The organism is Streptomyces sp. NPDC087420 (assembly GCF_044744165.1).
Lineage (GTDB): Bacteria > Actinomycetota > Actinomycetes > Streptomycetales > Streptomycetaceae > Streptomyces.
In genome coordinates this window covers 321,347-345,883 of sequence record NZ_JBIUXU010000004.1, presented here as the reverse complement: position 1 = coordinate 345,883, position 24,537 = coordinate 321,347, and the positions used below count along the sequence as shown (strand labels likewise).

At 69.4% G+C, this 24,537-nt stretch carries 17 protein-coding genes; 7 read left to right on the top strand and 10 right to left on the bottom strand.

Going from position 1 to position 24,537, the window contains the following annotated elements; genetic code table 11:
- Positions 1 to 2 precede the first annotated feature (2 nt).
- Positions 3 to 662, bottom strand: coding sequence for a hypothetical protein (locus tag ACIO1C_RS10135; protein ID WP_401860598.1), 660 nt, complete (start codon positions 660 to 662; stop codon positions 3 to 5).
- A gap of 298 nt (positions 663 to 960) precedes the next feature.
- On the opposite strand from ACIO1C_RS10135, the gene ACIO1C_RS10130 reads away from it, so the two are divergent.
- Entirely contained in the window at positions 961 to 1,236 is a 276-nt protein-coding gene (locus ACIO1C_RS10130) for a hypothetical protein (protein ID WP_401860595.1), read from the top strand.
- A gap of 89 nt (positions 1,237 to 1,325) precedes the next feature.
- On the opposite strand, the gene ACIO1C_RS10125 is transcribed toward ACIO1C_RS10130, so the two are convergent.
- Together ACIO1C_RS10125 and ACIO1C_RS10120 are read right to left on the bottom strand one after the other, a co-directional pair.
- Entirely contained in the window at positions 1,326 to 1,952 is a 627-nt protein-coding gene (locus ACIO1C_RS10125) for a GNAT family N-acetyltransferase (protein WP_401860592.1), read from the bottom strand.
- A complete protein-coding gene (locus tag ACIO1C_RS10120; protein WP_401860590.1) occupies positions 1,949 to 3,637 on the bottom strand; it encodes an SMI1/KNR4 family protein in 1,689 nt (562 codons plus the stop codon). Before ACIO1C_RS10120 ends, ACIO1C_RS10125 begins: the two co-directional genes overlap by 4 nt.
- 172 nt (positions 3,638 to 3,809) lie before the next feature.
- On the opposite strand from ACIO1C_RS10120, the gene ACIO1C_RS10115 reads away from it, so the two are divergent.
- Together ACIO1C_RS10115 and ACIO1C_RS10110 are read left to right on the top strand one after the other, a co-directional pair.
- A complete protein-coding gene (locus tag ACIO1C_RS10115) occupies positions 3,810 to 4,517 on the top strand; it encodes an RraA family protein (protein WP_401860588.1) in 708 nt (235 codons plus the stop codon).
- Between the two features lie 103 nt (positions 4,518 to 4,620).
- Positions 4,621 to 5,478 (top strand): NAD-dependent epimerase/dehydratase family protein, encoded by an 858-nt coding sequence (locus ACIO1C_RS10110; RefSeq protein ID WP_401860586.1) that lies wholly within the window; start codon positions 4,621 to 4,623, stop codon positions 5,476 to 5,478.
- A gap of 41 nt (positions 5,479 to 5,519) precedes the next feature.
- On the opposite strand, the gene ACIO1C_RS10105 is transcribed toward ACIO1C_RS10110, so the two are convergent.
- Complete coding sequence (locus ACIO1C_RS10105) at positions 5,520 to 6,638, bottom strand: Gfo/Idh/MocA family protein (protein ID WP_401860583.1); 1,119 nt, start codon at positions 6,636 to 6,638, stop codon at positions 5,520 to 5,522.
- Positions 6,639 to 6,941: 303 nt separating this feature from the next.
- Between ACIO1C_RS10105 and ACIO1C_RS10100 the strand changes: the two genes are divergently transcribed.
- Entirely contained in the window at positions 6,942 to 7,514 is a 573-nt protein-coding gene (locus ACIO1C_RS10100) for a dihydrofolate reductase family protein (protein WP_401860581.1), read from the top strand.
- Between the two features lie 43 nt (positions 7,515 to 7,557).
- On the opposite strand, the gene ACIO1C_RS10095 is transcribed toward ACIO1C_RS10100, so the two are convergent.
- Both ACIO1C_RS10095 and ACIO1C_RS10090 read right to left on the bottom strand, forming a co-directional pair.
- Positions 7,558 to 8,031: a hypothetical protein gene (locus ACIO1C_RS10095; RefSeq protein WP_401860578.1), complete on the bottom strand. Its 474-nt coding sequence runs from the start codon at positions 8,029 to 8,031 to the stop codon at positions 7,558 to 7,560.
- 79 nt (positions 8,032 to 8,110) lie between these two features.
- The gene (locus ACIO1C_RS10090; protein WP_401860575.1) at positions 8,111 to 11,581 is read right to left on the bottom strand and encodes a DNRLRE domain-containing protein; all 3,471 of its coding nucleotides are present in this window, start codon (positions 11,579 to 11,581) and stop codon (positions 8,111 to 8,113) included.
- A 504-nt stretch (positions 11,582 to 12,085) separates the two neighbouring features.
- Between ACIO1C_RS10090 and ACIO1C_RS10085 the strand changes: the two genes are divergently transcribed.
- Together ACIO1C_RS10085 and ACIO1C_RS10080 are read left to right on the top strand one after the other, a co-directional pair.
- Positions 12,086 to 18,799, top strand: a complete 6,714-nt coding sequence (locus ACIO1C_RS10085) for an RHS repeat domain-containing protein (RefSeq protein WP_401860573.1) — start codon at positions 12,086 to 12,088, stop codon at positions 18,797 to 18,799.
- A 146-nt stretch (positions 18,800 to 18,945) separates the two neighbouring features.
- Positions 18,946 to 19,872, top strand: coding sequence for a hypothetical protein (locus ACIO1C_RS10080; RefSeq protein WP_401860570.1), 927 nt, complete (start codon positions 18,946 to 18,948; stop codon positions 19,870 to 19,872).
- 134 nt (positions 19,873 to 20,006) lie between these two features.
- On the opposite strand, the gene glnA is transcribed toward ACIO1C_RS10080, so the two are convergent.
- A complete protein-coding gene (glnA, locus tag ACIO1C_RS10075) occupies positions 20,007 to 21,416 on the bottom strand; it encodes a type I glutamate--ammonia ligase (RefSeq protein ID WP_401860568.1) in 1,410 nt (469 codons plus the stop codon).
- Between the two features lie 223 nt (positions 21,417 to 21,639).
- Between glnA and ACIO1C_RS10070 the strand changes: the two genes are divergently transcribed.
- On the top strand, positions 21,640 to 22,107 hold the full coding sequence (locus ACIO1C_RS10070; protein ID WP_401860565.1) for an RDD family protein: 468 nt from the start codon (positions 21,640 to 21,642) through the stop codon (positions 22,105 to 22,107).
- Between the two features lie 113 nt (positions 22,108 to 22,220).
- Here ACIO1C_RS10070 and ACIO1C_RS10065 read toward each other — a convergent pair whose 3' ends face one another.
- The 3 genes from ACIO1C_RS10065 to lipA form a co-directional block, all read right to left on the bottom strand.
- Positions 22,221 to 22,919 (bottom strand): DUF4191 domain-containing protein, encoded by a 699-nt coding sequence (locus tag ACIO1C_RS10065; RefSeq protein WP_327236938.1) that lies wholly within the window; start codon positions 22,917 to 22,919, stop codon positions 22,221 to 22,223.
- 10 nt (positions 22,920 to 22,929) lie between these two features.
- Entirely contained in the window at positions 22,930 to 23,124 is a 195-nt protein-coding gene (locus ACIO1C_RS10060) for a hypothetical protein (RefSeq protein WP_401861023.1), read from the bottom strand.
- A 364-nt stretch (positions 23,125 to 23,488) separates the two neighbouring features.
- Positions 23,489 to 24,457 carry a lipoyl synthase gene (gene lipA, locus ACIO1C_RS10055; protein ID WP_401860562.1) on the bottom strand — a complete coding sequence of 323 codons (969 nt, stop codon included), beginning with the start codon at positions 24,455 to 24,457 and terminating at the stop codon, positions 23,489 to 23,491.
- Positions 24,458 to 24,537 lie beyond the last annotated feature (80 nt).

Genomic DNA, 24,537 nt, shown 5'->3' with positions numbered 1-24,537 from the left:
CCTCAGCCGACGCGCTCGATCCGGGCCTTGCGGATCAGGAACTTGCCCGGCTCGCGGACCTGCTCGAAAGCGGCGTTGTTCAGCAGGACGCAGCTCGCCGACGTCGAAGTGACCTTCACCGTGGTCGACTTGGAGTTGTCGAGGTTGGTCACCCGCAGGGTCGTCCCGACCGGGAACTGACCGCTGGAGGCGCCCGGGGCGCCTTCCTCGTTGAAGAGGGTGACGGTCGAGCCGGGGCAGACGACCTGCCCCGCCCCGGTATTGGCCCCACCCGTCGCGGGCTGCTGCTGCGCCGGCGGGGTGTTGACGGGAGCCGTTTGCGCGGGCGGCGTCTTCACGACCGGGGGCTTCTGCGCCGCGCCACCGGCGAGGACCCCCTTGCCGCCCTCGCCGACCTGGCAACCGGACGCCTTCTGCTGCACCTTGATCTGCTCGATGACCGCGACCCGGTTGGCGATCCGCGCCTCGGACTGCGCGTCCGGCGCGGAGCGCTGCCCGGCGATGAACGACTCGTTGTTGCCGAGGGCCGTCGCGAACCCGTCACAGGCGACGGACGCCTGGCTCGTACCGGTCATCACCACCGCCGTACCGCCGACCAGGGCTGCCGCCCCGACGAGCAGGGAGATCTTCTTCTTACGGCTGAGCGTCTTCTTGCGGGACACGTGTGGGGGCTCCTGTTCCCGGCCGCGCGCGGCGGGCCGGCTGGGGTTCCGTGTGCCCTGGGATACGGGTGGGGCGGTCGTTGCGCTCAATCGCGGGGGCGTCAACTTCCCCTTCCCGCTGATTCAGCGGTGGTGACGTCACCGACTTCGGCACCGCCGTTTCAGCCTCTTCCGCCACTCTTGCCACCGGGCCGTACTTCTGTCGTCAAACAGCCTCTGGCCAGGCGCGATTGTCAGTGGGGGGCGGTAGAATTGAGGGAGTTCGTGAGGGTTCCACCACCGTGCCGGGAGGTCGCCGATGGCCGTTGCCACAGTCACGACAATTACCACAAAAACGATCCGGATCCAGCCGACGCCAGAGCGCAAGCCACTGCCCGCGGGACAGCCGCGTGAGTGGTACGAGACCCACAACCGCCGACTGAAGGCCATGCGCCTTGCCATCGCCCTGCTGGACTCGGGCGTGTACCACCCGGCGAACGCCGGCAACCGCAGGATAAGGAGCACGGCGGCCAGGATCGGCATCCACCCGCCGTCCGACACGACGTGCCGCATGGTGCGCGCGCTGATCGGGTAGGGGCGCGGGCCGGGGCGCCGGGCGTACGGGATTGTTTCCGGCGTCCGGCGTCCGGCGTCCGGCGTCCGGCGGTCCGGCGTCCGACACCGTCAGCTGCCCGCTTTACCGCTTACCCCCTCTCCATCACCCGCCGCTCCACCGAGCCGCCGTTCCCAGCGAACCTCCCCGTCGTGCCACACGTCGGTCGGCGTCAGACCGCACGCGCGGGCCACGGCGGCAGACGCGCCGTGCTCCGGGTGGATGTGCGCGACGACCGTGCCGACCCCTCGCGCCTCCAGCCACCGTACGAGCGCCCGCGCCGCCTCGGAGGCCAGTCCGCGGCCCTGCCACGGAGTCCCCACCACCCAGGCGATCTCGGCGACGGTGCCCCGGCCGGGAGCGCGGCCCGGGTCGGCCGGCGTGACCGTGGCCTGTACGGTCCCGGCCGGCGCGCCCTCGCCGCCCCGGCCCACCTCGGCACCCCCGGCGCCGTCCACGCCCTCCGTACGGAGGCTCAGCACCCAGTTGCACCACGACACGTCCGGGTCGGGGGAGCCCCCGACCATCCGCGTGTAGCGCGCCCGCAGTTCCGCCTCCGTCTCCGGGGCCCCGCCGATGAAGCCGTGCAGAGCGGGATCGGAGAGCACCACGGCCATCTCCCGCGCGTGCCCGACCCTCAGGGGGACGAGCGTGAGCCGTTCCGTTTCGATCGGTTCGGGCCGCAGTGTGGTTGTCATCCGGCGGCGATCCACGGCTCAGCGACGACGGCGTGCAACCGTCCCCGCCGCAGGGCGAGTTGGGGCAGCGCCACACCGAAGGCCCCGGTGACCGCGTCGAGCGCTTCGTACTCGTCGTCCACGTCCAGCGCGACCTGCCCCGACCCCTCGTCCTCCTCGGACTCCTCCGTGCCGGGAAACAGCTCCTCAGGATCGAGGGCCTCGGGAACGTCCCCCCACTCCTCGATCTCGTCCCCGCGCACGGTGAATCCGTACCCGCGCTCTCCGTCCTCCGCGCAGGAGAAGTAGAAGACGCCGGGCCGTCCCGCCGAGGTGTCGCCCCGCTCGACCCATATGGTGACCGCCTCGGTGCCGCGTGAGGCCCGCTCGCCCGGATCGTTCAACCGCCCCGATCCGAAGGGCTCCAGGACCGTCCCATAGGCGAAACTCCACCCCTCCCCGGCCGACCCCACCCGGACCACCGGCCGGCCGTCGGGGCCGAACGACCTCCGCCGGACGTCCCCTTCGTCGCTCGGCGGGAGCAGCGGCCCCTCTCCGACCCGCGCGGCCACCTCCTCCGGTGACACACCCCGGACGAGGACAAAGCGGTAGTCGCCGGGCTGTGCCACGTGATCGGCGAGCCAGGTGAGCCCGATCTCCCGGGACACAAGCCCGGCCGCGTCCCACGCCCCACCGTCGTGTCCTCCGCCCCGCCCACCCCCGCGCGGCGTCTCCAGCAGGTACCCCCCCCGCTCCGGAGTGATCACCGGACCGAGTATCGGATCGGCGAGGAGTCCGACCGGGGCGACGTGTTCGTTGCCGTACGGCTCCCACGTGCCCACGGCCGTCGCGAGTGTGCGCCAGGCCGCGTCGGTGTCGCCCCAACGGGCCTGTTCCCGCGCGGTGTCGACCGCCGTGCGGAAGGGCCCGACCGGCTCGTACGGCAGCAGTCGGCCCCCGGCGCCACCGGGCCGGCCGTTCAGCAGGGCCCTCAGCTCGTCGCGGAACCCGCCCGCCCGCGGCCGGCCGTGCTCCGCCGCGTCCTCGAACACATCGAGCTGTTCGTCGATGTCCTCACCCGCCAGACACGCCACCCGCGCCTCCTCCACGGACGCGTCGAGCTCGCGTGTGGTCGCGTTGACGAACTCCGGGACCGCGCTGCGCCGGTGGAAGTCCCGGAAGAGTGCCTGCATGAGGTCGAGGAACGACTCGTGACGGACCGGCAGTTCGCCCGACCACGCGCGGTGGAGGTACGCGGCCCACTCGCCGTCCGCGTTCACGTCACCCGGGTCGAGCAGGAGGTCGGTGGCGTCCGACGCGACGGACAGCTGGAGCGCGCGCCCCCACATCCCCGCCCGGACCACCTCGTCGTCGGACGACTCCTCGTCCAGCGCGCTCTCGTACAGCTCCTGGAGCTCGGCGCCCTTGTGCCAGTGGACTCCGTCCACCGTCCCGAGCAACTCGACGGCCGTCCCGGCCGGCCGCCACCCGTCCGTGACCGCGAGGAAGGACCGGTAGGACGGCGGCAGCTCCGCGCCCAACCGCTCCTCCAGGGCCGCGATCCGCTCCGCACCGGCCGGCGCGAACCCGAGCCAACGGTCCCGCACGATCTCCTCGGCCGCGTCCTCGCGCCCCTCCGCGCCGGGCGAGTCGATCCAGTCCGCACTCCACCGGTCCAGGAACGGGCGCCAGTTGTAGATCTTCATGCGGTCATGGTGCCAGCGCCCACTGACAAGGGACACATCCCGGCGGCCGATGCCACACTTTCCCCAGCACAGGGAGTAGCGGGACGCGAGAATGACAGACATGACACACACGGCAGGCACCCCAGGCACCCCAGGCACCCCAGGCACCCCAGACACGACAGGCACCACAGGCGTGAACGGCAAGGATCTCCAGAGCCGGTTCGCGGCGGTGACCACCGCCCATCTGGCGGACGCGTGCATCCGCGCTGGTATCCCCGTGCGCTGCGCCCCCACCGCCCTGCGCGCCCTGGAACCCGGCAGCCGCCTGGCCGGCCGGGTCGTCCCCGCCCGTCACGCCGGCAGCGTGGACGTCTTCCTGGAGGCCTTCGAAGGGGCCGACCCCGGCGACGTACTGGTCGTCGACAACGCCGGACGGCACGACGAGGCCTGCGTGGGCGATCTGATGGCCCTGGAGGCCCGTACAGCGGGACTGGCCGGGATCGTGATCTGGGGCCTGCACCGCGACACGGCGGACCTGCGCGCGATCGGACTCCCGGTCTTCAGCCTGGGGGCGCTCCCCACCGGCCCGCAACGCCTCGACCCCCGCCCCCAGGACGCCCTGACCTCCGCCACGGTGGGGGAGTGGACCGTGGGCCGCGACGACCTGGTCGTCGCCGACGAGGACGGCGCCCTCTTCCTGCCCGCCGCCGGGGTCGAGGATCTCCTCACCCTGGCCGAGACGATCCGCGACACGGAACGCCGGCAGGCGGAACGGATCCGCGCGGGGGCCTCCCTCCGCTCCCAGGTCCGGTTCGGCGCGTACCTGGACGAGCGGGGCCGTAACCCCGCCCTGACCTTCCGCGACCACCTCCGCGCGGTGGGCGGGGCGGTCGAGGAGTAGGCGTACGCCGGGGGCGTGACGCGGTGGTGGGGGAGGCACCGACAGGGGAGGATGGAACGACGTGTCACCGATCGATATACGCCGTCGAGCAAGGAGCGGACCCATGACCACCGTCGCTGTCACCGGAGCCACCGGAAAGACCGGCAGGGTCGTCGTAGCGGATCTCCTGGATCACGGCTTCGACGTCCTGGCCGTGGACATCGCGACCGACGGCGGTGAGCGGGGCAGGACGGCCGACACGGACGTACCGCTCCTGCTCGCCGACCTGACCGACTACGGGCAGGCCGTCGACGCCCTCAGCGACGTCGACGCGGTGGTGCATCTGGCCAACATCCCGGCGCCCGGGCTGTTCCCCGCCGCCCACACCCTCCACACCAACCTGGCGATGAACAACAACGTCTTCCTCGCCGCCGCGCACAACAAGCTCTCCCGCGTCGTATGGGCGTCCAGCGAGACCACCCTCGGCCTGCCCTTCGACGTCCCGCCCCGGTACGCGCCGGTGGACGAGGACCACTACCCGTACCCCACCTCGACCTACGCCCTCTCCAAGGTGGCGAGCGAGACGACCGCCCAGCACGTCGCCGACTGGTCGGGCATCCCCTTCGTGGCGCTGCGGCTGTCCAACGTCCACGTCGAGGACGACTACCGGCTGGTGCCGGGCTACTGGTCGGACCCGCACCTGCGGAAGTGGAACCTCTGGGGCTACATCGACGCCCGGGACGCCGCCGCGGCCTGCCGCCTCGGGCTCACCGCGCCCGTGACCGGCGCGCCCAGCTTTGTCATCGCGGCGGCGGACACCGTCATGGACCGGCCGTCGGCCGAGCTGCTGGCCGAGGTGTTCCCGGGGGTGAAGCTGACGCGTGAGATCGGCACGTACGAAACGCTGTTGGGCATCGACCGCGCCCGCGAGGCGCTCGGCTTCGAACCGAGGCACTCCTGGCGGAACACGATCACCTCCTGACGCCTCTCCCCGCGGTCCCCGGCCCTCGGCCCGCCCGCGCCTCAGCCCGCCCACGCCTCCCGGTCCGTGGTGACGGGCCGCCCGGTCCGTACGGACTCCTGGATCGCCAGGCTGAGCAGATGGTCCTGGCACCCCTCGGCGAGGGGGTACGGCTCCGGCCCCTCGCCGCGCACCCACGCGCCCGTACGGCACAGCAGGTCGACAACGGCGAGGTCGTCCTCGGACAGCTGCGCCCCGACGTACTCGTTGCGGTAGACCACCCGGCCGTCGAAGGAGATGTGGTGCAGCTCCCGCCCCTCCAGATTGAGGTCGGTCCCGGTCAGGCGGCGGACCAGGGGTGATTCCACGGGTGTACGGGGGTCGGCCATGCGGACCACCTGGTCGTCGACGATCTCGCCCAGCGAGCCGCGTACGACCATGCGCCGGCCGCGCAGCGGGTTCCACCACTGGTTATCGGTGAAGTCGTACAGCCCCATCCGCCCGCCGCCGAAGTCGAGGAAGGCCAGGCATGTTTCCGCGTCCCGGGGCGTCAGATCGTCCGTCCAGCCGTCGCGGGACAGCGGATCGGCGAGCGGGGCGGTGAACGCCCGGGCCGTCACGGTGGCGGGCTCGAAGCCGGCCCCGAGCAGGTGCCGGATCAAGGACACCGCGTGGTAGAGGTGCGTGGACGACAGCTGTACGGAGGTCACGTCGCCGATGACTCCGTCCCGTACCAGCCGCAGCCGCGCCGCGTGGCCCGGCATCAGCGGATACTGCTCGGCGACCTGCACCAGCCCGCCGGCGCCGGTCGCCCGCCACAGGTCCCGCAGGCCTTCGGCGTCGGGGGCGGGGGGTGTCTCGGCGAGGACGGGGACGCCGAGGGCGACCAGCTCCTTGGTCACGCCGGGAGTGGCGTCCCACGGCACGGAGGGAATGACAAACTCCGGCCGTACGTCCGCGTCCGCGGCCCCGCCCCCGGCACCCGCCATCAGCGCGTCGACGGTGCGGTGGACGGGCACTCCCCACGCGGCCTCCACCTCCGCGGCCCGCTCGGCGGACCGGCTGACCACCCCGACGACCGTGAGCCGGCCGGGCAGCGCGCGGGCGAGCCGTACGAAGAACTCCGACCGCCACCCGGTCCCGACCAGCCCGAACCGCACCGGTGCCGCACTCGCACTCACGTCATTCGCTCCTCGTACCTGGACCGGTTTTGTTTCGCTGCTGAACGATAAACGCACCCGCCGCCCGCCCGTGGAGGTACCCGATCGACGCCGACTCGGGCGACGCCGCTGCCGGGCCCGTACACAAGGAAGCGTACGGTCGGTCCGCGTCGGCACAACGGTGACAACACACTGGCACCACACCGAACAATTCCGATGAGTTTCCCAGCGATCACCAGTCAATCAATCACCGAGAGTCGGCGAACCGTCCTGACCGACCGACCGACCGACCGAGCGACCAACCAGTCACAACAGGAGAGCAAGATGCGCACCCTGATCAGCACCGCCTTCGTCTCACTCGACGGCGTCGTGGAGGCCCCGGGCGGCGAGCCGGGCTACCGGAACTCGGGTTGGACCTTCAAGGACGTGGAGTTCCTCCCCGAGGCGTTCGAGATCAAGGGCCGCGAACAGGAGGAGGCCGCCGCGATGCTCCTGGGCCGGACCAGCTATGAGTCGTTCAGCGCGGTCTGGCCTGACATGGAGGAGTTCGCCACGTACAAGGTGATGCCGAAGTACGTCGTCTCCACCACCCTCACCGACGACGACCTGGTCACGAACTGGGGCGACACCACGATCCTGCGCTCACTCGACGACGTCGCCGCACTGAAGAAGACCGAAGGCGGCCCGATCATCATCCACGGCAGCGCCACCCTCAACCGAACCCTCTCGGACGCCGGCCTGATCGACCGGTACCACCTGCTGGTCTTCCCCCTCCTCCTCGGCGCGGGCAAGCGCCTGTTCAGCACGGCGGACAGAGACACCCAGAAGCTCCGCCTCACCGAGCACGAGACCTACGCCAACGGCCTCCAGAAGAACGTCTTCGACGTCCTCCACTGACCACGACGGCGCGACACCGGCGGACCACCCCGGAACGGACGTGTCAGTCTCCTGAGAAACCGAAGATTCCCAGGTGAGTCGGACGGTCGTCGCGGTAGAGGACGACGTAACAGCCGGTCCACCGCGTCCGACACTCGCCGAGCAGGCTCCGCTCGTGCTCGTCGTGGCTCGCGGCCTCATTGGCGGCAGCCACGAGCTCCTCGTACTGCCCGACCGACGGGCGGTCCGTGCCGAAGTGGTGCACCACACGGCTGAGTGCCAGGGGGCGGAGGGTGCCGTGGTCGGCGACACCGGATCGCGTCGGCGGGGCATCCGTGGCAACGATCCTGTCGATGTCGAGGACCGTATGGGTCCCCTCCGTGCCCATGAACTCCTCGTCCTTGTACAGGTTCTCCAGGCTTCGGTACAGAGTGCCGTCGCCGTACTCCTCCTGGAACACCCTTGCCCGCAAAGTCGCCAAGGCCGCCTCGACGCTGCCGTCGTATCCGGTGACGTAGTCCCATCCGCTGGCACCCATCGAGTCGCCTTTCCCGAAGATGGTGAATGACCGAACCGTAGGGGTTTCCGGGCCCCCTGTTCCAGGGCGGGACAGGGGGTCAGCCGATGGCCATCTTGTTCTGCCATCCGCTGCCGATCTGGGTCCCGGACCCGGAGAGCGCGGTGCGGGAGCCGGCGTAGAAGCGTGTGGTGCCGTCGGCCTTGAGTGCCCAGATGTCGGGGATGAGGTCGCTGTTGGCGTCGGGGGTGCCGAAGAGCAGGCGGATGTTGTCGGATCCCCAGCCGCTGGTTCCGTAGGCGGTGTCGACGCCTCCGGCGGAATTGGCCGCGGAGGCCAGGGAGTTGAGGTCGACGCCGCCGCCCGTGGCCTTCTTGCCGGTACGCAGGAGGAGGCGGCCGGAGTCCTCGGAGCGGTAGACGAGGTCGGTGGCCCCGTCGCCGGTGATGTCCTGGGCGGTGACGATGTCCCGGTTGGTCCAGGGGGAGCTGGAGAGCTGGAGGGCCTGTTCGACGGTGGCGCCGTTGTACCCGACAAAAGCCCAGATCGCGTCGCCGACGGTGGCGAAGAAGTCGGTCTGTCCGTCGCCGGTGGCGTCCCCGGCGGAGACGATCTGGCTGATGGTGTCGGGTTTGGGCGCGTTGGCCGGCAGGAGGATTTCCTGGCGCTTGCCGATGTTGACGGCGCCGTATCCGTCGCCGGGGTAGACCCACAGTTTGCCCTCGCGGCGGGCGACGAGGTCCTGGAGCCCGTCGCCGCCGTAGATGTCACCGAGGTGGGTGATCAGGGTGTTCTTCCAGTATCCCTTGGGCGCGGCGACGTAGAGGGGTTTGTCGTCCTGTCCGTTGGGGTTTCTGTCGGGGTTGTCCTGGTAGGCGCCGGACCCGGAGTACGAGAGGCGCCCGGTGCCCTTGGTGAGATCCGTGGAGTACTCGGAGGGGTAGGCGCGCAGGTCGCCGTTGCCGTCGATGACCATGAGGTCGGGGAGCTTGTCCCCGGCGAAGTCGCCGGGGGCGTCGGCCTGGTCGCGGGGGGTGACGTAGAAGAAGTATTTCCGCGGTTCTGACTTGTTCCCCGCGTCGTCCACGGTTCGCGCGTAGAGGACGTTGGGTCCGGCCAGCGGTGGTTTGGCGTTGGAGAGGGTCGTCAGGGTGGTCACCGGGGCGCCGTTGGTCCGGGTGAGGGAGGCGTTGTACGTGCCCTGGTTGAAGCTGTACTCGTACTTGACCACGTCGGTCTGGGCGGCCTTGAGCGTGAAACTGCCCCCGGTGCCGAACTTGACGGTGCTCCACCTCGAGTCTTCGGGGGCGTTCGCGAACCCGTCGTCCGCGGCGTCGGCGTCCGGGAACTGGGTCGAGGTGATGGTCGGCGGTGACGGCTTCGCGTTGTCGAAGACGAAACGGCACGGGACGGCCGAGGACGGGGTGTAGCCCGAGGTCGCGCCGTACTTGTCGACGGATCTGGCGCGCCAGGAGTACGTCACGCCGTTCTTGAGGCCGCTGGTGGAGAAGGGGTCGGTGTGGACGCGGGCCGAGGAGGTGCCGCTGCCCACGGACACGTTGGCCTTGGCGCCGAGCAGGTTCCCGGTCCCCTTCGTGGGCCACAGTTCGAAGCGGACGGTGGCGAGGTTCCCGTCCTTGTCGGAGCTGTTGGCCCAGAAGGTGATCTGTGAGGCGGCGACGTTGAGATAGGGGGAGGTGGTGTCGCAGCTCAGCTCGGGGTCGAGGTCGAGGCTGGTGGGCGCGGCGGGCGGCCGGTTGTAGAGGAGATCGACGTACGGGTCGTTGCCGCCGTCGGCCTGGAGCTTCTTCCAGGAGTACTGCGAGTTCTCGTCGGTGGCCCGGAAGCCGAGCGTCATGCTGTCCCAGCCGCCGTTAACGGCGCGCTGCGCGGTCGGTTTGACGTTGAACGCCTCGTACTTGTCGGGACAGGAAGACGATTTCCACCCGTGCGCGAAGCTGCGGCTGGCCAGCTTGTTGCCGCTGGTCATCTTCGGCGCGTTCTTCCAGGTGGTCTTGGAGCTGATCTCCCCGGTGAGGTAGATGTCCATCCGGCGGGGGCTGCACGACCAGGAGTACGTCTCCAGCACGCGCAGGGTCGCCTCGTGGACGGTGGCGCCCTTGAGGTCGTCGTCCCAGTCGATGGTGAAGAAGGACCGGGAGGTGCCCCAGGTGTCGGACTCGAAGCCGACCCGGGCCTCGTGCGTGCCGCCCTTGTTGAAGTTCCGGCCGTTGTAGAAGTTCGCGTTCGGGTGGCGGCTGTAGGCCGTGGTCCAGTCGTTGGTGTGCTTTTTCACCGAGGGGTCGATGAAGACCGGATAGACGGTCCGGGTGTCGGTGAGGAAGTCCTGGTCCGGTGTCAGGATCCAGTCCGCGCCCGAGAGATCGGCGCCGACGAGGGTGCCGCGGGAGTCGGGCTGCGGTCCGGACAGGGCGGGCAGCGAGAGGGTGGCGGCCGGTCCGGTCCGCGTGGGCTCAGGAGAAGGATCCGGCGGTACGGGAGGCGCGGAGCCGGTCGGTTCGGTGGCCGAGGGGTCGGGCGCCTCGTCGGTCGCCGAGGGCAGGACTTCGTTCCAGATGTCGTCCTGGTCGCCGTCGTTGACCGTGTCGGACGGTTCTTCCGAGGGGGTGGGCGACTCGTCGCCGACGGTTCCGCCGTCGGGCGTGTCGGTCGGTTCCGGCTCGGGACCCGGCGGCGGGCTCGAACTGCCGGCCTCGCTGTCGGTGAGCGCGGGGGTTCCTGAGCTGTCCCACATCAGCGGGGTGGGGGAGACGGCGATCTCCCCGCCCTCGGCGTCCTCGACGCTGAGGATCCTGCTGGTCGGGTCGAGCAGGAACTTCAAGTCCGGTGAGGACAGCCCGTACGAGAGCTGGGCCACGCGGGGATCGGCGGCGGCCTGACGGTTCTTCACCACGACCAGCTGCGCGAATCCGCCGTCGTCCGCGGTCAGGACGAGGTCCGCGCCCGGAAGGATCTCGGGGTAGAGCGCCCGAGGTCCGTCGATGATCGGCTGCGGTACGGGACCCGGCCAGGTCAGCACGATGTCATGACCGCCGACCGTCAGCGTCACCAGAGGACTGCCGTTCGCCGCCACGGCCGAGGGCGCGGTCAGAGAGGCCCGGCGGACGCTGCTCCGCGACGACCGTTCCGTACCCTCGCCACCCGCCGATCCGGCGGAGAAGATCATGCGCGTATTGGTGGCCCTCGGCGACCAGCCGTTCCTCACCCGGGCCAGCGACGCGTCGATCGCCTTCCACTGCCCGCCCACCTTCGCGCGCACCGGACTGGCGTGGATCCGCCGCTGAAGCTGACCGTCCGGCCGGGCCCACGTCGTCGAGTACGCGGTACGCAGCGCCGAAGCCTCCACCGGCGAACCCGTCCGGACGGCCCGCGCCGCCGCCGCGCCCTCGTCGAGCGGCGCGCTCGGACCACGGTCGGGCCGCGCAGTCCCGCGGTCCGGCGCATCCGACCGCTGAAACCCGGCATAGGTCACCCCGGACGCCACGACAACAGCCACCGCGATCGCCGCCGTGGACCTGCGTGTGACCGGACGCCGCCAGCTGCTGCTCATACGCGCGTTCCCCCGTTTCCGTCCTCGCCTCGTCCCGGCCGCAGTTGTGCGTAGGGCGTGAAGACGCGAGCAGATCATCACCCAAGAAGTCGGTTCCGTCACGCCTTGCCGAGAGCGGGGCGCGTGCATCGGCCGACGCTCCGTCATCGGCGCGTCCAGGGGCCGGAGTTCATTTTCTCCGGCTGGCCGGATGTCCATTGAGTGTCTAAACAGTCAAAGTTTGGTGCCAAGTAGGCTAAATTCACCACTAGTTTTAGATATTTTCAGGTTCATTTGGTGTGGAAATTACCAAGTAGCTGGTAAGTGCTCTCTCTGTGGCTATGGCGGTCTCATGAGCCTTGTTCGCCACTCGATGGATTTGATCGATTTCGCGGAGTGATGATCATCACTTGATCGTCTCTCTGCTGGGTTTCTTCACAACGTGCCCACAGAATGCGTGTGTTGTTCAGTGGCATCGCCTGTGGTCTGCCAGGCGCCGCTCATGCCGTCCGGGGGGACCACTCCATGTTCTTTCTGTCCGCACGCCGTTGGCTCCGCCGCTCCGCCGCCTTCTCGGCCGTTGCCGTGGCCCTGGTGCTGGCTCAGCTGCCGACTCAGGCATTCGCCCTGCCGCCGGATCCGACGAGGGCGGAGGTGCCACGCGAGGAACTCGTCCTGGAAAAACTCAACCAGGAGAAGCTGGTTGACGGGACGACACGCAACCCCGGCCTCGAGAGCATCGCGCTGGAGACTCCCGAGAACACCACTGAGGCGCCGGCCGGAACCACCACCCCGCCGCCGGCCGCGACGGCACCCGTCACCTTCAGCAGCGCGGTCCAGCGAAACGGGGCCGGCGCCCCCAGCGCCGCCCCACAGGCCGACCCCGCGCCGGTTCCCGCAGGCTCGCTCCCCGTGAAACTGGGCCGCGCCCCGGGCGCCGCGATACCGACGGGCACCTGGCAGGTGGGCATCGCGGCCCGTACCGACGCGGTGGCCGACGGTGTGGACGGTGCTGTCCTCACCGTCACCGCACCGGTCGGAGCCTCCGTGCCGGTCTCCGTCGAACTCGACTACAAGACGTACCAGAACCTCTACGGCGCCGACTGGGCCTCCCGGCTGCGCTTCGTCCAGTTCCCCGAGTGCTACGTCACGACTCCGGACGTCGAGGAGTGCCGGACCTACCAGGAGCTGGAGACAGCCAACAACACCGGCTCCAAGACGATCACCGCCACGGTCGACACAGCCGCCGACGGCACGGTGACACCCGTACTCGCTCCGCCGGCCCCCCTGGCCCCTGGCGCCGTACAAGCGGCATTCGTCACGCCCTTCGCGATGGCGGCCGAGGGTGACAAGGCGGTGATCGGGGCGGTCGACTCCGGTGCCGGCGAAGGAGGTTCGTTCAAGGCGACCCCGCTGATCAGCGACGGCAAGTGGTCCGCGGGCAGCTCCTCGGGCGGATTCAACTGGTCGTACCCCCTGGCGGTGCCCCCGACCCCGGCCGGTCCCGCCCCCGAGATCTCCTTCACCTACTCGTCGCAGAACGTGGACGGCAAGACCGCCGTCAGCTCACCGCAGGCCTCCTGGATCGGCGAGGGCTGGAACTACGAGCCCGGCCACATCGAGCGCCGCTACCGCAGTTGTCTGGACGACCGCGAGGACATCGCCGCGGGAGCGCCCAACAACAAGGACAAGAAGTTCAAGACGTCGGACCTGTGCTGGGTGTCCTCCAACGCGGTCATGTCGCTCGGCGGCAGGACGACCGAGTTGGTACGCATCGGTGAGACGGACTTCTACCGGCCCCAGAGCGACGACGGCACACGGATCGAGCTGCGGAAGGACGGTGACAACGGGGACAACAACGGCGAGTACTGGGTCGTCACGACCACCGACGGCACCCAGAACTTCTTCGGTCTGCACAAGGTGGGCGGTGGCCACGCGGACACCAAGTCGGTACTGACCGTTCCCGTCTACGGCAACCACCCCGGAGAGCCCTGCCACGCCACCGCCTTCGCGGACTCCCGCTGCGCCGAGGGGTCCGCCAAGAAGCAGCAGGCCTGGCAGTGGGGCCTGGACAAGGTCGTCGACGTCCACGGCAACACGATGATCGTCAACTGGGCCCAGGAGACGAACTACTACGCGCCCAACAAGAAGTTCAAGACGCCTGAGCAGTACCACCGGGCCGGCTACCCGACGAGCATCGAGTACGGGCTGCGCCCCGGCACGCTGACGTCGCCCGCGGCCCGGGTCGTCTTCAACACCAGGGAACGGTGCCTGGAAGCGGGAAGCGTCTGCGACGAGGCCAAGTTCGACAACACCAAGGACCCGGCGTCCTACCGCCCCTGGTGGGACGCGCCGGGCAACCTGAACTGCAAGGCCGGCTCCAAGCTCTGCCCCGCCTTCCCGTCCTTCTGGACCAGGAAGCGCCTCGAGTCCGTCACGACCGAGGGCGTCCGCCCCGGTGCGACCGGCCTGGCCAAGGTCGACACGTACTCACTCCACCAGAGCTTCCCGCGCGACTGGTACGACACCTCGCCGGGACTGTGGCTCAACAGGATCACCCGGAGAGGCTTCGCCCCCGGTGACACCACCGGCACCCCGCTCTCGGACTCCGGTGTGAGCTTCGGACCGTACGTGGTCGGCAGTGACCATCCGCTCGGCAGCTACCTGAAGGACCGTCAACTCCGCAATCTGGTCCCGGACTCGGCGAACGACGCCAGGCCGGGTTTCACCCGCCCGCGCATCGGTACCGTCTCGACCGAGCACGGCGCCGACATCGAGGTCGTCTACAAGGGCGGCTGCCGCGTCCGTCCCGATGTCGCCCCGGACAAGAACACCACCACCTGCTATCCGACCCGGTGGTCACCCGACGGCGAGGAGGAGAAGCCGGCCCTCTCCTGGTTCAACAAATACGTCGTGGACTCGGTGACCGAGACGGACAAGATCACCGGTGTCTCCGACCGCATCACCACGAAGTACACGTACACAGGTGCCGGCTGGGGCAAGAGCGACGACGAGTTCACCAAGCCCTCACTGCGCACGTACAGCGAATGGCGCGGTTTCCGGCAGGTCGTCACGGTCAAGGGCGGCAAGAACGTCCCGACCGCGGACCGGCCGCAGACGCAGTCGTACGCGGTCAGCAGGTATTTCCTCGGAACGGGCGGCCCGGTCAAGGACTCGCTGGGAGCCGTCACCCTCGTCGACGACGACCAGCCGCAGTACGCAGGTCAGCTCGCCGAGACGCTGTCGTACGACGGCGCCGGAGGGCGGCTGCTCAACCGGACCCTGACCTTTCCGTGGTCGAAGCAGACCGCTTCGCGCACCCGGGACGGGACCGAGGCCCTCCTGGCACACCGGACGGGAGTCAGGCGCACCGACGACATCCGTACGGTGGGAACGAGTTGGCAGGCGATCCGCACCACCTCCGAGGTGGACGCCGAGTACGGGCTGCCGGTCGAGGCGGAGAGCGCGGTCGTCAAACCCAGCGGCACCGGCGAGGCACTGAGCGACCGCGCGTGCTCCAGGACGCAGTACGTGCACAACGTGGGCGCCCACATCATCGGGCTGCCCTCGCTCGTACGCTCCACGGCGACTCCGTGCTCGGCCTACGACTCGGCCGACCCCGCCACCCAGCTCACGGGCGCCACCCGCACGTCCTACGACAATCAGGCCTGGAACGCCGCCCCCACGAAGGGGCTGGCCACCACGACCTCGGAGATCAACGGCGAGGGGACGGCGTACTCGGTCAACACCACGATGACGTACGACCCCCTCGGACGGATCCGGACCGTCACGGAACCGGAGACCGGTGTCACGGAGACCCAGTACACCCCCGCCGACGAGGGCGGTGCGGTGACCTCCGTGAAGACGATCAACTCCAAGAAACACGCCACCGTCACGGCTCTCGACGCCGGCCGCGGGCTCACTCTCTCCGCCACCGACGCCAACAGCCGTGTGACGCGCAGTGAGTACGACGCGCTCGGCCGGCTGGTGAAGGGATGGGCGCCGGACAACTCCGCGTCGGGCGCCCTTCCCAACATTCAGATCTCCTACCAGATGGCGGTCGCCACCCCCACGGAGACCAAGCCGACCACCGTCACCGTCCAGACCCTCGGCGACAACGGCGGCTATTCCAAGCAAGTCACCGTCTACGACGGTCTGATGCGCTCGGTCCAGAGCCAGAGCGAGGCGCACGGCGCGGGCCGGGTCATCACGGACACCCGGTACGACGACCACGGTCTGCCGTACGAGCAGACCAGTCCGTACCTCGCCGAGGGCGACCCGCGACCCGCACAGTTCAAGCGCCCGTCGGACAGCTTGGTGCCCAGCCTCACCCGCACCCGTTTCGACGGTCTCGAACGACCCGTCAGGGTCACCACCTTCCACACCGGCAAGGCGATCCACTCCTCGGTCACCAGCTACGGGGACACCAGCACCTACACGTCACCGCCGATGGGCAGCGGCGCCCCCGCGACCAACACGTGGACCGATCCGCGGGGCCGGATCGTGCGGATCCAGCACTACACGAACACCGCGACCAACCAGTGGCGCACCACGAACTACAGCTACGACAGCCGCGGTATGCGCGACAAGGTGACCGACCCGGCGGGCAACGAGTGGACCTACACCTACGACGCCCGGGGGCGGATCGTCCACGCCACCGATCCCGACACCGGCGCCACGTCGTTCACCTACGACAACGCGGACCGGCGGACGGTGATCAACGACTCACACGGTGACACCTACACCAGCTACGACGAGCTCAGCCGGATCACCGCGGTGCGCGAGGGCTCGAAGACCGCCGCACCGGTGAAGGAGTACACCTACGACTCCCTGCCCGGCGGACTGGGCCAGCCCGTCTCCTCGGTGCGCCACGACAAGAGCGGCGACTACGTCAACCGCGTCACCGGGTACGACGCCGGGTACCGGCCGACCGGCCGGCAGGTGGTGGTCCCGGCCAACTCCATGACGCAGGGACTGTCGGGCACCTACGGCTACGGCTACACGTACACACCGACCGGCAAGCCGCTGTCCGTCACGATGCCCGCGGCCGGCGGGCTCGCGACGGAGAAGGTGATCACCCGGTACAACAGCGACGGTCTGGCGGAGTCCACCTCCGGCAGTGACTGGTACACCACGGACGTCACCTACTCTCCGTACGGCGAGCCGCTGAGAACGGTGAGCGGCCCGCAGCCCTACCGGGTGTGGACGACGAACTTCGTCGACGACAACAGCGGCCGCCTCCAACGGACCGTCGCCGACCGGGAAACCGCCAACTCGCACCGGATCCAGGACAGCCAGTACGCCTACGACGCGGTCGGCAACATCACCGCCAACGCGCGCAAACTGACGGACGGCACCGTGTCCGCCTCGGACAACCAGTGCTTCACCTATGACGCGATGGGTGAGCTGGTCCACGCCTGGACGTCGAACCTGGCCGTGTCCGGCGGTGGTACGGGCTGCACATCCGCCGGGGGCGCTTCCTGGGGACCGCGGACGGACGGAGCCGACTCCGCCGCCCCGGTGGCGGACGCGGCCAACGAGGTCGCCGACACCGAAACCCCGGACGAGTCGCTCAGGACCACGCTCCAGGCCGCGGCCCCGGCCGCCGGGACCGTGACCACCGGCGGCACCGCCTACTGGGACAGCTACACCTTCGACGTCATCGGCAACCGCCGTTCCCTCACCACCCACGACGCGGCCGACTCGGGCGCGGCGGTCACGTCCACCTACCGGTACGGAACGACCACGGTGGCCAACGGGGCTCTCGCCCCGGTCGCGACCCAGCCGCACGCCCTCACCTCGATCAGCTCGACCAAGGCGGGCGCGGGCAGCGCGTACACCTACGACGCGGCGGGCAACACCACCGTCCGCGATCTGCCCGACGTCACCCAGAGGCTGGTCTGGAACGAGGAGAACAAGGTCGAGTCGGCCACGGTCGACGGCGTCACCACGACGTACGTCTACGACGCCGACGGCAACCGGGTCCTGGAGAGCTCGCCCCGGGGCAGCACCCTCTACCTCGGGGAAACCGAACTCACCACGGTGGCCGGCAAGATCACCAAAGCGGCCAGGGCGTACGTCCAGGAAGGCGCGCCACCCGTCCTGCGCACGGCCGTCAACGGAGCGGCCACCGGCCAGCAGCTGGCCGTACTGCTGGAGGACCACCTCGGCACGGCGACCACCGCGGTCGGGCTGTCGGCGGGGCAGCCGGTCATCCGGCGCGCCTTCAAGCCCTACGGCGAGAAGAGGGGCCCGACGTCCGACTGGCCCACCAAGCGCGGTTATCTCGGCGTCGGCATCGACGACACGGCAACCGGCCTGATCCATCTGGGTGCCCGCGAGTACGACCAGTCGGCAGGCCGCTTCCTCTCCGCGGACCCGCTGATCGACATCGGCGACCCGCTCCAGATGAACGGCTACGCCTACAGCCACAACAGTCCCATCACCCGAAGCGACCCCACCGGGCTCTACGACCCCGACCAGCGCGAGTTCGAACGGCAGAAGGCCGAGAAGAAGAAAAAGGCCTTCGACTGGCGAACGATGTGGATCAACCGCCACGACACGGCCGTCATGCTGCGGGCACTCATCCTGCGGGCCTGGGTCTACCTGCGCAGGATCAAGCCGGGCACGGTGACCACCAGCAGGAAGGACAACTTCATCAGGGGCGGGTCCTACGACACGAGGGGAAAGCCGGAAAAGAAGAAGAAACCCGGCTACGCGGACCTCATCTACTGGACCGAGGACAAGGTCTACGTGTGGGAGATCAAGCACGCGGGCGGGGGAGCCGAGGCGCAAGGACCCGACCAGCTGAAGAACTACATCAGGCAACTGACCAAGCAGTTGCGCAAGGCCGGGGACAACCGGCAGGTGGTGGCGGGGTTCAAGCTGCCGAGTCCGCAGGTCGGCACGAACCAGGGCAATGTCCGGGAACTGATATCCGTCAGCTCGTCCCCGACCTCCCCGGGCATCGAGGCGTACACGGTCAGCAAGGCCAAGGAAGTGAGACCCAAACCGCGCACAGAGCCGAGAACGGTGCCGGTGCCCCAGCCCGCGCCGCAGGAGGCTCCCGTACCGGTCCATCCGGACACGTCCGTGAACACCACCGACGGGAATGAGTGGTCGGTGGAGTGGAACACCGGCGGCCTCGATGCCAAACAGGTGGGCGCCGCGATCGGTACGGGCCTGCTCTTCGTCGTCGCGGGCGCCTTCCACACCGTCACCGGATGTGCCACCTGCTGATCCGGATATGATCGCGTCCCCCGGTCTCGGTGACGGGGCCGGGGGACGGCCGGGCGGGTCAGTGGCACACCGGCCGGCTGAGCCGTGCTCCGTGACCTGGACAACGCCGACTCGAGGACGAACCCGACATGCCCGACAGTTTTTCCGTGACATCGCTCAACGACAGCGTGACCGTGACGGTCAGCCGGGCGATTCCGGCCGACGCGTCGGCGTTCCGGGCCTGGGTGGAGTCGTGGCTGCTCGACGCTCTCGGCGTCCTGACGGGGCCGCGCCTGGACCCGTTCGCCCATGCGCTCGACCTCAAGGGCCGGGCGTCGGTGCTGCGGCGCCCGGGGGTGCCGTACGGCGAACCCGGTGAGCTCTGGGGCACGCTGTGGGTGTCTCCCGCCTACAGGCCGGGAAAGTCCACGAAGCTCTCCGGCCAGGTGTGGACCCCGGGGAACTGGGACGCCTTCCTCGGACGGCTGGAAGAAGTACCGGCGAAGGCATGGGTGTCGCTGGGGCGGCTCGCCTCCAACGGGTTTCCCGGCCCGGAACACTGGGCGGCGTCCGTGGTCCGGGACGTCGACGCACCGGAGTTCGCGACCCTCGCGGTCCGGGCCTCCAGCCAGGAGTTCACCGATCCCGCGACGAGCCGGGACGTCCAGCGGCGCTGGCTCGACTTCCTCGACCGGCGGCTGCGCGCGGATCCGGAGATCCTGTTCGGTTCGCTGGCCGACGACGGGGAGGACGCCGACCGCACGGAACTCGAGGTCGCCCTGGGGCTGTTCCCCGACGAGACCCTCCCCGGCCTCGACTCCGTCCTGCGTGGCTACTCATGGGTCACGGTCTGCTCCGCCGGCGTGACGCGGCGACTGGGCGGCGCCGAGTCCCTCGCCGAATCGCCCGCGTTCGCCCGTGTCGTCCCCCTGGGCGGCGGCGGGGTGCTGCTCCAGGCGACCGACGACATCAGGGAGTACGGCCCGGAGCGCGTCGCGGCCGTCTTCGACCGGCTCCGCACCGCCCTCCCTCCCGGCACGCCGAGTCCCGCCTACATGGACCGCGTACCCAGGCTTGTCTTCGAGGCCCCCTGACCGGCGTTCCGACGCCCGTACGACATCAGGCCCCCGCCGCTCTCCGTGAGAAGAGCGACGGGGGCCTGACCGATCCTGGCGAGCCCTCGGGCTCCGCGAGATCCGTACCGGGGCGACCGTGACGGCCGGGGGGCCTAGATGTCGAAGTACAGCTCGAACTCGTGCGGGTGCGGGCGGAGCTGGATGGGGGCGATTTCCTTGGTGCGCTTGTAGTCGATCCAGGTTTCGATCAGGTCGGACGTGAAGACTCCGCCCGCCTGGAGGTACTCGTTGTCCGCCTCCAGGGCTTCCAGGACCGCCGGGAGCGAGGTGGGGACCTGGGCCACGCCCGCGTGCTCTTCCGGGGCCAGTTCGTAGAGGTCCTTGTCGATCGGCTCGGCCGGCTCGATTTTGTTCTTGACGCCGTCGAGGCCCGCGAGGAGCAGGGCCGAGAACGCCAGGTACGGGTTCGAGGACGGGTCCGGGGCGCGGAACTCGACGCGCTTGGCCTTCGGGTTCGAGCCCGTGATCGGGATGCGCATCGCGGCGGAGCGGTTGCGCTGCGAGTAGACCAGGTTGACCGGGGCCTCGAAGCCGGGGACCAGGCGGTGGTACGAGTTCACCGTCGGGTTCGTGAAGGCCAGCAGCGACGGGGCGTGCTTGAGGATGCCGCCGATGTAGTAGCGGGCGGTGTCCGACAGGCCCGCGTAGCCCTGCTCGTCGTAGAACAGCGGCGTGCCGCCCTGCCACAGGGACTGGTGGACGTGCATGCCGGAGCCGTTGTCACCGAAGATCGGCTTGGGCATGAAGGTCGCGGTCTTGCCGTTGCGCCACGCGACGTTCTTCACGATGTACTTGAAGAGCATCAGGTCGTCGGCCGCGGCGAGCAGCGTGTTGAACTTGTAGTTGATCTCCGCCTGGCCGGCGGTGCCCACCTCGTGGTGCTGGCGCTCGACCTGGAGGCCGGAGGCCTCCAGCTCCAGGGAGATCTCCGCGCGCAGGTCGGCGAAGTGGTCGACCGGCGGGGCCGGGAAGTAACCACCCTTGTAGCGGACCTTGTAGCCGCGGTTGTCCTCCAGGGCGCCGGTGTTCCACGCGGCTGCCTCGGAGTCGATGTGGTAGAAGCTCTCGTTCGACGTGGTGTTGAAGCGCACGCTGTCGAAGACGTAGAACTCGGCCTCGGGGCCGAAGTACGCGGTGTCCGCGATGCCGGTCGACGCGAGGTAGGCCTCGGCCTTCTTGGCGATGTTGCGCGGGTCGCGGCTGTACTGCTCGCCCGTGATCGGGTCGTGGATGAAGAAGTTGATGTTCACCGTCTTGTCACGGCGGAACGGGTCGACCCGGGCCGTGGACAGGTCCGCGCGCAGCGCCATGTCCGACTCGTGGATGGCCTGGAAGCCGCGGATCGACGAACCGTCGAACGCGAGCTCCTCGGTGGGGTCGAACGCCTTCGCCGGGATCGTGAAGTGCTGCATCACGCCAGGCAGGTCGCAGAAGCGGACGTCGACAAACTTGACGTCGTTGTCCGCGATGTACTTCTTTGCCTCGTCGGCGTTCTGGAACATCCAGCTCCTCCTCCTCCCGACCCGAGGAGGGGCGGGGGTTTGTCGCTCGGTGGTGCGGCCAGTGCGGTGGCACACGCTGGACCCGACCATAGGTTTCCGGGATTTCTCAAGCGTGACCCATTTGTTTCGTAGAAGTTAACCAGGCCCGGTGCGTACGGGGCCGCCGGGATGCTCCCCGACCCCCGTCAAGAGGGGGTAAATCCCCGCCCAGTACCGTGGACGGGTGGACAACAGGCAAGTAATCGGATCCTGGCTCTCCGGACCACGCGCCGCCGCCGAGAACATGGGCGTCGACTTCGGCTACCGGGGCGAGCGGCTCGGTCTCCCGGAGCACGGCCCGGGGTCCGTCGCCCCGCTCGGCCGCCGCTTCGGCGCCCTCTTCCTCGACTGGGCGCTGTGCATGCTGATCGCATACGGGCTGCTCGCGGCGGGTGACTGGCAGAAGACCGGCAACTGGGCGCTCGGCGTCCTCTTCGTCCTCAGTCTTCTCACCGTCGGTACGGTCGGTTTCACGCCCGGAAAGCGCGTCTTCGGCCTCCGCGTCATCGCCGAGCACGGCGGCCGGCTCTCCTTCGTACGGGTCCTCGTGCGCACCGTACTGCTCTGCCTCGCCGTCCCCGCCCTCATCTGGGACCGGGACGGGCGCGGCTTCCACGACCGCCTCTCCGGCGCCGTACAGGTCAGGACCTGAACAGGTCAGGATCTGAACGGACGAAACGACGGAGGAGGGCGGCGCGGGAGTCTTCCCGCGCCGCCCTCCTCCATCAGCAGCACGTCAGCGGTACGTCAGCAGTACGCGACCGCTCAGCGCATCTTCCCGCCCCTCGGCATCCGCATGCCCTTCGGCATCGGACCCTTCGGCAGCGGCATGTTGCTCATCAGATCGCCCAGCGCCCGCAGCCGGTCGTTGGTCGACGTCACCTGCGGTCCCGCCAGCACGCGCGGCAGCTTGAGCAGGGTCGTCCGCACCTTCTTCAGCGGCACCTGGCCCTCGCCGTCACCGACGATGATGTCGTGCACCGGCACGTCCACCACGATCCGTGCCATCCGCTTCTTCTCCGCGGCCAGCAGGCTCTTGAGCCGGTTCGGGTTGCCCTCGGCCACCAGCACGATGCCGGCCTTGCCGACCGCCCGGTGCACCACGTCCTGGCTGCGGTTCATCGCGACCGCCGGAGTGGTCGTCCAGCCGCGCCCGACGTTCTCCAGCACCGCGGCCGCCGCCCCGGGCTGGCCCTCCATCTGACCGAAGGCCGCCCGCTCGGCACGGCGGCCGAAAACGATCGCCATCGCGAGGAACGCCAGGATGAAGCCCAGGATGCCCAGGTAGATGGGGTGGTTGATCAAGAACCCGACCGCGAGGAAGACACCGAAGGTGACGATTCCCACACCCGCGACGACAAGACCGACCTTCGAGTCGGCCTTCCGGGTCATCTTGTAGGTAAGGGCGATCTGTTTCAGTCGCCCGGTGTTCGCAGCAGAGTCTGCGTTTTCCTTCGCCGCCATGTACGGGAGTTTACGTGGCCCGGGAAGTGCGGTCCGACACCGCCTCCAGCACATGCTGTGCCTCGACCCGGTCCTTGGCCCTGCGGCGGTCCTCCTGGACGGCTGTCCAGGCGTTGCGGCGGGCCGTGCGCTGCCCGCCGCTGAGGAGGAGGGACTCCACCACGCGCAGCGCGGTACCCACCGACGGGAGGGCGACGGCGGGCAGGGAGGTGGTGGGGCGGATCACTGTCGCCCTGGCGTCCGCACCGGATTCGGTGACGGAGCGAACGGGCCGTATGTGCGCGACCTGCATGGTGGCATTCCCCCTGGAGCGGCGTGGAGCGTGTCCGTGGCGCGTGGTTTCAGCGTCACGGACTGGTGTTACCAGGGCGTGACCGACCGGTCAAACGCCCATGAAGCCTGGGTACGCGGCCGGTGTACGCCCCCGTCGGCGCCCGGGAACGCGGACGCGGCCCGTAGGCCGCCCCCGACCTGCGGGGAGGGTACGGACCGCGTTCCGCCGGGGTTCCACCGGCGCGCTACTCAGAGGTAATCGCTTGTGCTGGGATTCACACGGCGGCTGTACGACCTCACACCACGGCCTCGGCGCCCACCACCGCGCCCCGCCGGTCCATCGCCTGCTGGTACAGCCGGCCCGCGCGGTACGACGAACGCACCAGCGGCCCAGACATCACACCGGAGAAACCGATCGCCTCTGCCTCGTCCTTCAGCTCGACGAACTCGTGCGGCTTCACCCAGCGCTCGACCGGGTGGTGCCGTACCGAAGGACGCAGGTACTGCGTGATCGTGATCAGCTCGCACCCCGCCTCGTGCAGGTCCCGCAGCGCCTCGCTGACCTCCGCGCGCTCCTCGCCCATGCCCAGGATCAGGTTGGACTTGGTCACCAGACCGGCCTCGCGGGCCCGCGTGATCACGTCGAGGGAGCGCTCGTACCGGAAACCGGGGCGGATCCGCTTGAAGATCCGCGGCACCGTCTCGACGTTGTGCGCGAGCACCTCGGGGCGGGACGAGAAGACCTCGGCCAGCTGCGCGGGCTCGGCGTTGAAGTCGGGGATGAGCAGCTCGACCTTCGTACCGCCGGCCTCACGCCCCGCCGTCATCCCGTGGATCTGGCGCACGGTCTCCGCGTACAGCCACGCGCCACCGTCCTCCAGGTCGTCGCGGGCGACACCGGTGATCGTGGCGTAGTTCAGGTCCATCGTGACGACGGACTCACCCACGCGGCGCGGCTCGTCACGGTCCAGCGCCTGCGGCTTGCCCGTGTCGATCTGGCAGAAGTCACAACGCCGCGTGCACTGGTCACCGCCGATGAGGAAGGTCGCCTCGCGGTCCTCCCAGCACTCGTAGATGTTGGGACAGCCCGCTTCCTGGCAGACGGTGTGCAGGCCCTCGGACTTCACGAGGCTCTGCATCTTGGTGTACTCGGGACCCATTTTCGCCCGGGTCTTGATCCACTCGGGCTTGCGCTCGATGGGAGTCTGGCTGTTCCGGACCTCCAGACGCAGCATCTTGCGTCCGTCGGGTGCGACAGCGGACACGTCCGGCACCTCTCTCTGCTGGCGCGGCATTCGATTCTTCGGCGAACACCAGGTTACGCCCGTTGTTTGCGCGGCATTAC

What these genes read in the sequence shown, in the direction of transcription:
- ACIO1C_RS10085 (WP_401860573.1), top strand. Translation starts at nt 12,086, where the DNA reads ATGTTCTTTCTGTCCGCACGCCGTTGGCTCCGCCGCTCCGCCGCCTTC.
- ACIO1C_RS10090 (WP_401860575.1), bottom strand. Translation starts at nt 11,581, where the DNA reads ATGAGCAGCAGCTGGCGGCGTCCGGTCACACGCAGGTCCACGGCGGCG.
- ACIO1C_RS10065 (WP_327236938.1), bottom strand. Translation starts at nt 22,919, where the DNA reads ATGGCGGCGAAGGAAAACGCAGACTCTGCTGCGAACACCGGGCGACTG.
- ACIO1C_RS10120 (WP_401860590.1), bottom strand. Translation starts at nt 3,637, where the DNA reads ATGAAGATCTACAACTGGCGCCCGTTCCTGGACCGGTGGAGTGCGGAC.
- ACIO1C_RS10130 (WP_401860595.1), top strand. Translation starts at nt 961, where the DNA reads ATGGCCGTTGCCACAGTCACGACAATTACCACAAAAACGATCCGGATC.
- glnA (WP_401860568.1), bottom strand. Translation starts at nt 21,416, where the DNA reads ATGTTCCAGAACGCCGACGAGGCAAAGAAGTACATCGCGGACAACGAC.
- ACIO1C_RS10125 (WP_401860592.1), bottom strand. Translation starts at nt 1,952, where the DNA reads ATGACAACCACACTGCGGCCCGAACCGATCGAAACGGAACGGCTCACG.
- ACIO1C_RS10110 (WP_401860586.1), top strand. Translation starts at nt 4,621, where the DNA reads ATGACCACCGTCGCTGTCACCGGAGCCACCGGAAAGACCGGCAGGGTC.
- ACIO1C_RS10095 (WP_401860578.1), bottom strand. Translation starts at nt 8,031, where the DNA reads ATGGGTGCCAGCGGATGGGACTACGTCACCGGATACGACGGCAGCGTC.
- ACIO1C_RS10100 (WP_401860581.1), top strand. Translation starts at nt 6,942, where the DNA reads ATGCGCACCCTGATCAGCACCGCCTTCGTCTCACTCGACGGCGTCGTG.